Source organism: Lysinibacillus sp. LK3 (assembly GCF_001043675.1).
GTDB lineage: Bacteria > Bacillota > Bacilli > Bacillales_A > Planococcaceae > Lysinibacillus > Lysinibacillus capsici.
This window is the reverse complement of sequence record NZ_LDUJ01000034.1, coordinates 12,861-25,267: the sequence shown is the minus strand read 5'-3', so window position 1 is coordinate 25,267 and position 12,407 is coordinate 12,861. Positions and strand designations below refer to the sequence as shown.

Genomic DNA, 12,407 nt, shown 5'->3' with positions numbered 1-12,407 from the left:
CCTCCTTAAGTTGTTTCTAGGGTCTTCTTACCCTTGCCAAATACCTTTTCTAATATAGTAAATATTTTCTCTATAATAATAGATAACACCCAATAGATAATAGCCAATGCAATATAAATTTCTAAGGCATGAGCATTGATGTTACTTGCAATAATTAGATTTGCCTTACCTACAATATCAATTAGACCAATTGTATAAGCGAGTGCACCTTCCTGTAATAGAGCAATCATGCCATTGCCAAAGTTCGGTAAAGCGACGACCAGCGCCTGCGGAAAAATAATTCGACGGTAGGCTTGGAATGGTGTTAACCCGACACTAACGGCTGCTTCAAACTGCCCTTTTGGAATGGCTAAGTAGGCAGACCGTATCACCTCAGACATTATTGCCGTGAATTGTAAGGTGAATGTTACGACAACAAATATGGCCGTTTCAATTGAATGGAGATTAAGACCAACATTTTCCGCTAATGCTGGGACACCATAGTAGACAAGAAATAACAAAACAATGGAGGGTGTACAACGCATAATCGTTGTATACAGATTGGCGAATTTAGTTAGCCACTTGACTGAAGATAGCTTAGCAGCCGCCAGCAATAAGCCGAATAGGGTACCTAAGATAATGGAGGACCCTGCAACTAAGAACGTAATTTTTAAAAATGGCAATAACACTGGGATTGCGTTCCAAATGTAGGTTGCGTCAAAATATTTATCCATTTCCTCACCAACTTTTGTTTTTATGAATAAAGACTGCTGAGCATTACTGACTCAACAGCCTTACTATTCGTTCCGTTTTAAACTAACGATTTACGTTTTCCAGTACTTCAAATAAATCACGGCCATAGAATTTTGTACTTAATTCATTTGTTTTCTTTTGTTCTTTAACCTGTGCTATTGCTTTATCATAAGCGTCAGCAAATTCCTGCTCTTTTTTATTGAACAGTGGCCATGTTTTTATAACAGCAAATTCGTTATAGACAACGTCATCTTTTAGGTTATAATATGGTCCATCTTCTGCAAGTACTTGTTGTTTAAATGGGCCTTCAATCATGACACCACCATCAACACGGCCTTCATTTACCCACTGCACTACATCGACAGTAAAGGCGTCACCGGCCTCAAGTTTTACTTTATTATCTGGATTTGCCGTATTATACTCATCGATAATTGTATATTGAGCATTATTTGCAGCAATCGGTGCTAAAGAATAGCCCTTTTTCGCAAAATCCGCTAATGTTTTCACGCCTTCATCCTCTTTACGCAAAACTAAACCTGCGCTACTTAAACCTAAGAATTCCTTTGGGAAAATAAATTTCTCTGTTCGTTCCTGAGTAAAGAATGCGTTTTTAACCCCTACTTGATATTTCCCTTGCTCCACACCAATTAATAAATCATCACTTGTTGTACCTACATACTCAAATTGATAGTCAGGTAGCAATTCATCTACTAATTTCATTACTTCTACATCATAACCAGTTGGATTTCCATTATCGTCGATGTAACTAATAGGCTTTGAGGCTTGATCGTAGGCTACTTTTACTGTACGTACCTTTTCACCATCACCTGAGTCTTTATCTGCTGATTCTCCTGAATTACAACCTGCTAATAATGCTATAGAGGCCAAACCAATTGCAGCAAATTGAAAAATCTTATTCTTCTTCATATGTCATTTCTCCTTATTTTTCACGTGATTTAATGATTGATTTTCATATAATTTCTGCTGTTCAATAGCGGCAGTCGCTAATTTAATTATCGTCATATCATCCATCGGTGGATTATGAAGCCCTGCACGAACATTGCGGTAATAACGCTGTAATGGATTGGATAGTTGTAAGCTTTTCGCCCCTACTACACGCATCGCTTTATCGACTATATCTATTGCCATGTTTGTTACTGTGTGTTTAGCAACAGCCATCTCATTTGTTATTAGTCCACGTCTAGCAGGATCATCGTAAGCCTCAGCCACTCCGTATAAGACAAAACGTGCTTGATGGAGCTTTAATTCAATATCCCCTAAAAGCTGTTGTACGTTTGGCAACGTACTAATTGGCGCATTCAGGCTATTCGGTTGATGGTGATTAGCAAAATGAATAGCATAATCACGGGCTGCTTGTGCAATACCTAAGTAAGTTGCTGGGATATGGAGTATCCAGCCATTTATTTTGCCACCACTCGGATGACTTGGTAACTCTACTAAATGCTCTGTTGCAACAAGCACATCCTTTAACACAAGGTCGTGGCTGCTTGTGCCTCGCATTGCAGACATCTCCCAATTCTCCTCAATGGATAGACCTGCTGCATCCTTATGAATGAGGAAGAAGCCAACTTGCTGCTTTTCTTCAATCCAAGCGGAGGTAAGGAAATAATCGAGCACCGGAGATGCAGTCGTAAAAATCTTGCGCCCATTTATTAGCCAGCCACCTTTAGTAGAAATGGCATTTGTCCCTGGCCGCCCTCCTCGCGTTGGGCTACCTGTTGCAGCCTCACTAACAGCTCTATTAATCATGGCCCCTCTCTTTATTTCTTCAGAAAAAGCTATTAATAGATCATCAGTCCATAGTTTAGTTTCATAAATTTCCCCAACAACACCTAATGTCCATCCAAGGGAAAGAGAGGCATTTTCGTCATAGCTTGCTAGCGTCTCTTGTACAAGCACCATATCATAAACAGATAACCCTTCTCCGCCATATTGTTTCGGTAAAGTAAGTTGAGGATAGCCAATTTGTAAAAGTAATCGATGAGCTTCGAACGGAAAACGAGATTGCTCATCTACCTCAACAGCCTCTGCCTTGATTGGCTCAGCTATAGCAGCTAGTTGATCTAGCCAATATCGTTGTCGCTCTGTCTTTACAAATAAATTCTTCAAATGAATCTCCTTCTTCCCAATATATATAAATCGTATAAATTTACTAAGGATTGATAATGAAAAAAAATCTCTTGCTACATGAATGTAGTGAGATACTATTTGGTACTGAATTTTCTGATTCGTTGACACTTATAATACTTTTCGCATTAGAAAATGTCAATGGGTGAAATTCAAGTTTTTTTGTAAGTTTAATATGTATTACAAAGTTTCAGCTTTTACCTTTGATTTATGCACCAAGCTTTTCTTACAACATATGCTAAGACTAATGAAAGAGGTGCATATATGACCAATAATTTAAATTCGCCACTAAACGGTGGAATCATAACCCATTCGGCTCCACAAGTTATTCAAACTAAGTTTGGAGATATTAACGGGGATGGTTTTTTTGAAACCATTTTTTTAATGGGTACTAAACAGCCTGATAGTCCTTTCTGGAGAAATCTAACACTGTCTATTTTTTATGGTCAAACAAGACAAATGGAGCAACTTCCATTGAAACAAAATATGGGCTATAATCCGACTATTTTCTTGGGCGATTTTACTGGTAATCATATTGAGGATATTCTGGTTGTGTCTGATACAGGAGGTAGCGGCGGAATTGTAAATGGTGAGATTTTTTCCTCCATCAACAATCAAGTTCGTTCCATCTTTGATGCAGAGTCTTTTAATAATAAACTTAAATATAAGGTCAATTATGTAGATCATTATAAGGCTGTTGTTCAGAGTTTTAATCCTGCTATTAAATACACAATTGATTTACAGTATAAAGGAACCGACTACTTAGCTGAAATTTATAATCCAGATGGCACCTTGAAGCAACCGATTGAAGGCTGGGTAGATCCTTTTGGAGGACTATATCCTGTTGATTACGACCGAGATGGAACGTATGAAATTTTAGGATATCAAGAAATTGCAGGTAGATATCATGCTGATGGATTAGGCTATGTAGAAAATATTTTAAAATGGAATGGCCATGAATTTGTAATAGATCGGCAAACGGTTGGTATTTTTGGTGAGGATTTATCATAGACGACAAATCTAGCTATTAAATAATCTAAAACAGGAATCTGCTCATTTTTACTTAACTCTAACAAAAAACAAGCAGATTCCGTTATTTATTTTTTCTTTTCAACCAAGGCAAAGTAGTTATTTTCAGGGTCAGCAAAGTTAAAAACCCTACCCATTGGCATCATGACTAGATCTCCTACTTTTACGCCCTTTGCCTGGAAATCTTGGTACATCTCTTCAATTTTATCAGCGTAAAACATAATAGAAGGTGTTCCTAAATTTAGATCAGGTTGCATTTTAGCAATAATTTCTTTGTTATGAAGCACAAAGGATGTTTGAGCTTCCTTAGTTGGTGCAATTTCAATCCAGCGCATGCCTGCCTCTTCCTGTTCAGAAATGACCACAAACCCCACTTTTTCTGTCCAAAACTTAACAATTGCATCTTGATCATTAACATATAACATTACTTGTCCTATTTGATGAATCATGACTTCATTCCCTCCTCTTTTGAGCATTAGTATACATCAAAAAGCAGCTTTATATAGCTTCTAACGCCATCAATTTAGGGAAATTTCAAACAATTGATAATGATATACATTACTAAGAAATAATTAATTCAAAGTACTTAACTTTTATTTTATTTCTGATAGAATGAGTATTATTTACCTTTAAGGGAAAAGTATAGAATAAAATATTATGTGAGGATAATACAATTGAAACAACTAAGTTTAAGAAAAAAGCTTATTTTTTCGTTTTTAGCCATGCTTCTCATCCCAACACTCTTGATTGGAATAGTATCTTACCAAAGTGCTGAACAGCAAATTTCAGAGGAGCAACGCGCAAGTGCGACTGAAAGTGTACGCATTCTAAATTCCAATATTACAAACATGATTGAACCTAAATTGAAAGATGTACAATATTTTTCACAGAAATTTAGTGAAACTTACTTTCAAGATGAGAGCATTTTAGAACTGAAGTCATTATTAAGTGAATATGTCAACATGCACCCTGAAGTAGATCTGATATATATTGGGACTGCTGAAGGCAAACTGTTTGATCAGCCTGTTCAAGAGTATCCTGATGGCTTCGACCCTCGGACAAGACCTTGGTATAAGCAGGCTTTAGCTAATAATGGGAAGACCTCAATTACTGCACCATATGTTACACAATCTACAGGTGACATTGTCATCACAATTACTCAGGCATTACCGGATGGTTCTGGCGTATTAGGATTAGATCTAAATATTTCTACATTAAGTGACATTACGAATAATATTCGTATTGGAGAAACGGGCTTCGCTTCTCTTTTAGATAACAATAAAATTTACATTGCTCAGCCAGATAAAGAAAGTGGTACAGAGGCAACGGAAAGCTACATAACAAAAATTTATGAGCAGGAAAGCGGTACTATCATTGAAAAAGACCGTCACTTACAATTTGTTACGAATGAGTTAACGGGTTGGAAGGTAATTGGTACAATGTTTACTGCGGAAGCTGCAAAAGCTGCAGCATCCACATTGAATATAAATTTAATTATCATTATTGTTTCCATTCTCATTGGCGTTATTTTCATGCTCTTTATGATAAAGTCTATTGTTAACCCAATTAATCAATTGAAGCAAAGCGCATTAAAAATTAGTGACGGTAATTTAACGGAGTTTATTGAAATCCATTCTAAAGATGAAATAGGTCAGCTTGGAGAAGCCTTTATCTCTATGAAGGTGAGCTTAAAAAAATTAATTCGTAATGTTGATCAAAGCTCACAACATGTCCAAACAGCCGCTCAAAATTTATCTGCTAATGCAGAACAAAACATCGCTGCTTCAGAGCAAGTTGCCGATGCCATGCACCAAATGGCAATTAGTACAGAAAAACAAACAACAGGTATTGATCAGAATGCCATTTCAGTTGAAGAAATTGCTAAAGGCGTTGTTGAAGTGGCAGACAGTTCCATGCAGGTTTCTGACCTATCTAGTCATGCTATCCAATTGGCAGAAGAAGGTGGACAATCTGTCAAACAAACGGTACAGCAAATGAATTCTATCCATAATTCTGTAACGCAATCAGATACAATGATTAAAGCACTGTATGATCGCACGAAAGAAATTGGTTCCATTTTAGAAATGATTAGTGCTATATCAGATCAAACGAATTTACTAGCGCTTAATGCAGCTATAGAAGCTGCTAGAGCAGGAGAACATGGCAAAGGCTTCGCGGTAGTGGCAGATGAAGTACGCAAATTAGCAGAGCAATCTCATCAATCAGCAGAGCAAATTTCTGCGCTTATAACTACTATTCAGCAAGATACGGCAAAATCTGTAGAGACAATGGTCAAAGCGTCGACAGATGTTCAAGAGGGCTTACAATTGACAGAAGAAACAAGTAGAAAATTCGCGAGCATTATCGAAAGTCTTCGAAACATCGCGCCGAAAATGGAGGATATTTCAGCATCTGCTCAAGAAATGTCTGCCGTTGTAGAAGAAGTTTCAGCGACTGCTATTGAACTTTCCGATCACGCAAAATTAAATGCTGCTGCTACAGAAGAAGTTGCTGCTTCCACGGAACAAACTTTATCTTCTATGCAAGATATGGCTTCGTCTGCCAAAACCCTACTTGATATGGCGGATGAATTGCAGGGTTATGTTAATCGTTTTAAATATTAATTATTTAACTGCTAGATCTGAGTTCACGATAGTATTGAACTCAGATTTTTTCTATTCCAAAAAGATAGGAAATTACAAAATAAGATATTTTTCTACAAATAATAGCGTTGCATAACTTTATTTTCCAGATTTTTCAGAAAATTGTGTTGATTATTATTCATTTTCCTCTTAGAATCAGATTAAACATTTGAACGACTTAGGAGTCTACTAGTGTAATATAACCCATCTCGTAGTTAATTCTATTACACTTCAATAATGTCGTTTAAGGAGGAATACTATATGAAACGAATTAGTTTAAGAAAGAAACTCATCTTTGCATTTTTAGTCATACTTCTCATTCCCGCACTTTTAATCGGGTATACCTCCTTTAAAAGTACCAAAAATCAAATACTCGAAGAGCAGCAAGCAAGCGCCAAGGAAAGTGTGCGTATGCTTAATAGTAATATTACCAATACAATTGCTCCTAGAGTTCATGATATCGAATATTTTGCCAAGAAAATAAATCAGTCTTATTTACAAGATGATAAAAAAGCTGAATTAAAAGGTCTTTTTCAAGAATATGTAAATACACACCCAGAAGTGGAGCTAGTATATATAGGGACTGCTGATGGGCGGATCATTGATGAACCTGTCCATGACTATGCAAGTGATTATGATCCTCGTAAACGTCCTTGGTATATAGAAGCCATTGATAATAAAGGGCATGTATCCATCACTTCTCCATATATCTCGAAATCAACAAATAACATCGTTGTGACAGTTATGCAAGCTCTTCCTGATGATTCTGGCGTAATTGCCTTAGATTTAAATATCTCTCTTCTAAGTGCACTGACAGATCAAACACGTATTGGAGAAACGGGCTTTGCCTCTCTGTTAGATAATAATAAGTTATATATTGCTCAAAAAGATAAGGAAAGCGGCACAGAGGCAACGGAAGATTATGTTTCAAAAATTTACGAAAAGCAGGAAGGTATTATTACTGAAGGTGACCGTCATTTACGCTTTGAAACAAATGAAATCACAGGCTGGAAGATAATTGGTACAATGTTCATTGCAGAGGCTACTAACGCTGCTACCTCAACCTTTACTATTACATTACTTATTATTGGTATTTCTATTATTGTTGGTATTATCTTTATGCTCTCAATGATTAAATCTATTGTTAACCCAATTAAACAACTACAGCAAAGTGCTCTTAAAATTAGTGAAGGTGATTTGACAGAGTATATTGATATTCATACGAAAGATGAAATAGGACAGCTTGCTGAAGCATTTGTCTCAATGAAAGTTAGCTTAAAAAGACTGATCCGCAATGTTGATCAAAGCTCACAACATGTTCAAACCTCGGCACAAGGCCTTTCAGCGAATGCTGAGCAAAATATCGCTGCATCTGAGCAAGTGACAGAGGCTATGCAACAGGTAGCGATTAGTACGGAAAAACAAACAACAGGAATCGATCAAAATGCTGTTTCTATTGAGGAAATTGCAAAAGGTGTTGTAGAGGTAGCAGATAGTGCCCTACAAGTTTCAGACCTATCCAGCCAGGCCATCCAATTAGCGGAAGAAGGTAGTCAATCTGTTGAGCACACTGTTAATCAAATGGTATCCATTCATGATTCTGTGGCTCAATCCGATACGATGATTAAATCCCTATTTGATCGTACAAAAGAAATTGGCTCCATTATAGAAATTATTAGCGCTATTTCAGACCAAACAAACCTTCTTGCTCTTAATGCTGCTATTGAAGCAGCACGAGCAGGTGAACACGGTAAAGGCTTTGCAGTTGTAGCAGATGAAGTACGTAAATTAGCGGAGCAATCTCATCAATCAGCAGAGCAAATTTCTACTCTGATTACTGGCATACAACAAGATACTGCTAAATCTGTACAAACGATGACGAAAGCTTCTGCAGACGTTCAAGAAGGTTTACAGCTATCCGAGGATACGAAAAAGAAATTTACAAGTATCGTTGGAAGTCTTCGAGAAATTGCTCCTAAAATGGAGGATATATCAGCTTCAGCACAAGAAATGTCTGCCGTTGTAGAGGAGGTATCCGCTACTGCTATTGAACTGTCAGATCATGCAAAACTAAACGCAGCTGCATCTGAAGAGGTTGCCGCTTCAACGGAACAAACATTATCTTCCATGCAGGAAATCGCCTCTTCTGCTAAAACATTGCTTGATATGGCAGATGAATTACAAGGCTATGTAGATCGTTTTAATTACTAAATAAGAAAGCACGATGATACTTGGTTTAGCCCTATCATCGTGCTTTTATCTTGTTATTTAATTATTCATTTACCTCATGGCTAAATTGCCATTCAACGCCAAATTTGTCTGTAAGTGAGCCGTAACATTTGCTCCAAAATGTTTCTTGAAGCTCCATTCTCACGTTACCACCTTCTTTAAGCTTATCAAATGCTTGACGCATTTGCTCTTCATCATCGGATACAACAGCTAATGTGACATTATTCCCTGTGGAAAATGGCATGCCTGGAAATGTATCTGAGAACATAATTCTACTACCGAATACAATAAGTCGTGTATGCATGACAAGATCTTTTGCTTCTTCTGGTAATGGATAGTCTGGATTTTGTGGTGTCTCTCCAAACGTCATAATTTCAGCCTTGTCCGTATTAAAAACGTCTTCGTAAAACGCAACTGCCTCTCGACAATTTCCATTAAAATTCAAATAAACCTCTACTGCCATTTTCAACACTCCTTTGTCATTTTTTGAAACAATTCTATTGTACATGGATTACAAAACATAACACAAATTATAACTAGAATATTTCATCTTCAAAGTAAGTTGGCTCCTTTCTTTTTAAATTTTTTATTTATTTTCACAAAAGCTTTGACATTTACTCAAAAATCATGTAAATTACCAAATGGCGAACAATTTAAATTAAATCTTAAAAAATATTCGTATTTTAGGAGTGTATATAATGGATAACGTATTTGACTATGAGGATATTCAACTAATTCCCGCAAAATGTATTGTAGAAAGTCGTTCAGAATGTGATACTTCTGTTACTTTAGGTGGTCACACTTTTAAACTTCCAGTAGTACCTGCAAATATGCAAACAATTATCGATGAAAATCTTGCAAAGAAACTTGCTGAAAACGGTTACTTTTACATCATGCACCGTTTCCAACCAGAAACTCGTCGAAACTTTATTCTAGAAATGCAAGGAAATGGCTTAATTGCTTCTATTAGCGTTGGTGTAAAAGAAGAGGAATATACATTTATTGAAGAATTAGCAGCTGCTAATTTGGTACCTGATTTTATTACAATTGATATTGCACATGGTCATTCAAATGCTGTTATTCGTATGATTCAGCATATTAAAAAGCATTTACCAAAAAGCTTTGTCATCGCAGGTAATGTAGGAACACCTGAAGCGGTGCGCGAGCTTGAAAATGCTGGTGCAGATGCAACAAAAGTTGGGATTGGACCAGGTAAAGTATGTATTACTAAAATCAAAACAGGTTTTGGTACTGGCGGCTGGCAACTAGCTGCACTACGTTGGTGTGCAAAGGCTGCTACAAAACCAATTATTGCTGATGGTGGCATTCGTACACATGGAGATATCGCTAAATCTGTACGTTTTGGTGCTTCAATGGTAATGATCGGTTCATTATTCGCTGGTCATGAAGAGTCACCTGGTGAAACAATCGAAATTGAGGGTAGAACAGTGAAGGAATACTTCGGCTCTGCTTCTGAATTCCAAAAAGGTGAACGTAAAAACGTCGAAGGTAAGAAAATGTACGTTGAACATAAAGGTAGCATCAAAGATACATTAATCGAGATGCAACAAGATTTACAGTCATCTATTTCATATGCTGGTGGCACAAAGCTAGAGGCTATTCGCAATGTTGATTATGTAATCGTAAAGAACTCTATTTTCAATGGAGATAAAGTGTATTAATCGATGTAAACCTGCTATATTAAGCTTCAACATCACCCCAATTAAGAGCTGTTTTTACTCTTGATTGGGGTGATTTTTTTGGACCTATTTCACTTAAAATACCGTATTTATTTTCAGAATTTTCTATTTTATTAAAAAATTATATATTATAATAGAACTATATTGAAGGAATGAAGGAACGGGGGTTGTATCTTATGAAGTCAGTACGTAATAAACTTGTTAGTCTTGCTATTATAGTTATTCTACTATCAACAGGACTAGTTGGAACCGTCAATTATATGGTGGTGAAAGGAGAACTCGATCAGGTAGGTCGAGATAGTCTTAAAAATGGCACACTTGGCATACTTGAACTAATTGCACAGTTAGATACTCAAGTTCAAAATGGGAAATTAACGCTAGAAGAAGCTCAGGAAAGTGCTAGAACACAGATCGTTGGTAATAAAATTGAAGATAACAAAAGATCCATTGATAATCCTGTTAAATATGGAGATAATTTTTATTTCTATGCTTTCCAAGATAGTGGTATGGTTGAAACTCATCCATCCCTAGAAGGACAAAATATTTCAGATTTACAAACAGAGGATGGGCGCTATTTTGTACGAGAAATGATTGAAGCAGCAAATGCTGGAGGAGGATATGTACGTTATGATTGGGCCCTTCCCTCAAATCCTGAAATCGTTGCGCCTAAGATAACGTATGTAGAAAAGGACAAGCATTGGGGCTGGATTATAGCAGCTGGTACATACGAAATGGACTTTAATGCAGGTACGAATAACGTTTTATACTACACACTAGGCATGACTATCCTTGCAACGATTATTGGTGTATCACTCTTCTGGTTCTTCTCTGGACGAATGACAACCTATATACGAAAAATTATGGTCATTACATCTGATATTGCTAAAGGCAAGCTAACTGGTGATGACATACCTGTTACTACAGAAGATGAACTAGGTATACTAGCTAGTAACGTGAATAATATGAAACATAGCTTACACGAAATGGTCAACAATACAAAGGATAGTGCGTCCCAAATGCGCGTTTCTTCAGAAATGCTGAGTGCCATTACTGAGGAGACGACTGCTTCTGCTGATGAAATTCATCAAGCCATCAATGATATATCTAAGGGAGCTGTAGTACAAGCTGAGGAAGCAGAAATGGCCATTAGTAAAGTAGAAACACTGTCCTCACTTATCTCAAATGCTACAGATAAATATAGTGAGATTACAGAAAATATGAATATCATTAATCAATCACAAGAAAACGGTAGACAAAAAGTAGATGTATTACTACAAAATTCAAGTGAGTTTACGCAAGTGATTGAGGAATTAAGAACAACTTTCTCAAGTTTGACGAGCCAAATGAAAGAAATTCATCAAGTCGTACAAACAATTACATCCATTTCTGAACAAACAAATCTTTTAGCACTAAATGCAAGTATTGAAGCAGCCCGTGCAGGTGAACATGGCAAAGGGTTTGCTGTCGTAGCTGAGGAAGTCCGTCATTTATCTGAGGATACGAATGAAGCTACTAATCGGGTTAGAAACCTATTACAGCGTATTGAGGTCGATACCGCTAATTCAGATTCAAAAATGATACACACGCTCCAACTGTCACAAAATCAGGCCATGTCGATTACGGAAGTAAAGGGAGCCTTTACTTTCCTAGCAGACTCCATTCATGACATTACAAAGCACCTTGTTTCTTTAGACAAAGGAATGAATGACATGGCGGAAAATCGAATAGTCGTGATGAACGCCATCAATGAAATAGCAAGTGTCGCTACACAATCTGCCGCAGCTACTGAACAAATTAACGCTTCTATTGACGAACAAAAGTCAGCGGTGACATCTATCATGCACTCCTCTATGGAGCTTCATACAGAGGCAGAGCGCATGTACGACTTGGTAGAACGCTTTACATGATAAAATACTATATAAAAAAG

Annotated in this window: 10 protein-coding genes; 5 read left to right on the top strand and 5 right to left on the bottom strand. The window is 36.9% G+C overall.

All coding sequences use genetic code 11. The features are described from left to right. Positions 1-5: 5 nt before the first annotated feature. The 3 genes from VK91_RS20390 to VK91_RS20380 all read right to left on the bottom strand — a co-directional run bounded on the left by VK91_RS20390 (position 6) and on the right by VK91_RS20380 (position 2,862). The gene (locus VK91_RS20390) at positions 6-713 is read right to left on the bottom strand and encodes an amino acid ABC transporter permease (RefSeq protein WP_048395479.1); all 708 of its coding nucleotides are present in this window, start codon (positions 711-713) and stop codon (positions 6-8) included. 82 nt (positions 714-795) lie between these two features. Further along, complete coding sequence (locus VK91_RS20385) at positions 796-1,659, bottom strand: transporter substrate-binding domain-containing protein (protein ID WP_048395478.1); 864 nt, start codon at positions 1,657-1,659, stop codon at positions 796-798. Positions 1,660-1,662: 3 nt separating this feature from the next. Continuing rightward, positions 1,663-2,862, bottom strand: a complete 1,200-nt coding sequence (locus VK91_RS20380) for an acyl-CoA dehydrogenase family protein (protein WP_048395476.1) — start codon at positions 2,860-2,862, stop codon at positions 1,663-1,665. A gap of 282 nt (positions 2,863-3,144) precedes the next feature. On the opposite strand from VK91_RS20380, the gene VK91_RS20375 reads away from it, so the two are divergent. Further along, entirely contained in the window at positions 3,145-3,891 is a 747-nt protein-coding gene (locus VK91_RS20375; RefSeq protein WP_048395475.1) for a hypothetical protein, read from the top strand. An 86-nt stretch (positions 3,892-3,977) separates the two neighbouring features. On the opposite strand, the gene VK91_RS20370 is transcribed toward VK91_RS20375, so the two are convergent. Next, positions 3,978-4,358, bottom strand: coding sequence for a VOC family protein (locus tag VK91_RS20370; protein ID WP_048395473.1), 381 nt, complete (start codon positions 4,356-4,358; stop codon positions 3,978-3,980). Between the two features lie 225 nt (positions 4,359-4,583). On the opposite strand from VK91_RS20370, the gene VK91_RS20365 reads away from it, so the two are divergent. Together VK91_RS20365 and VK91_RS20360 are read left to right on the top strand one after the other, a co-directional pair. Next, positions 4,584-6,533 carry a methyl-accepting chemotaxis protein gene (locus VK91_RS20365; RefSeq protein ID WP_048395471.1) on the top strand — a complete coding sequence of 650 codons (1,950 nt, stop codon included), beginning with the start codon at positions 4,584-4,586 and terminating at the stop codon, positions 6,531-6,533. A gap of 279 nt (positions 6,534-6,812) precedes the next feature. After that, positions 6,813-8,762 carry a methyl-accepting chemotaxis protein gene (locus VK91_RS20360; RefSeq protein ID WP_048395470.1) on the top strand — a complete coding sequence of 650 codons (1,950 nt, stop codon included), beginning with the start codon at positions 6,813-6,815 and terminating at the stop codon, positions 8,760-8,762. A gap of 61 nt (positions 8,763-8,823) precedes the next feature. Here the strand turns inward: VK91_RS20360 and VK91_RS20355 are convergent, their stop codons facing one another. Then, on the bottom strand, positions 8,824-9,243 hold the full coding sequence (locus VK91_RS20355; protein ID WP_016992246.1) for a VOC family protein: 420 nt from the start codon (positions 9,241-9,243) through the stop codon (positions 8,824-8,826). 235 nt (positions 9,244-9,478) lie between these two features. Between VK91_RS20355 and guaC the strand changes: the two genes are divergently transcribed. Then, entirely contained in the window at positions 9,479-10,462 is a 984-nt protein-coding gene (gene guaC / locus VK91_RS20350) for a GMP reductase (RefSeq protein WP_004233490.1), read from the top strand. Positions 10,463-10,656: 194 nt separating this feature from the next. Then, on the top strand, positions 10,657-12,387 hold the full coding sequence (locus tag VK91_RS20345) for a methyl-accepting chemotaxis protein (RefSeq protein WP_016992247.1): 1,731 nt from the start codon (positions 10,657-10,659) through the stop codon (positions 12,385-12,387). The last annotated feature ends 20 nt before the right edge of the window (positions 12,388-12,407 follow it).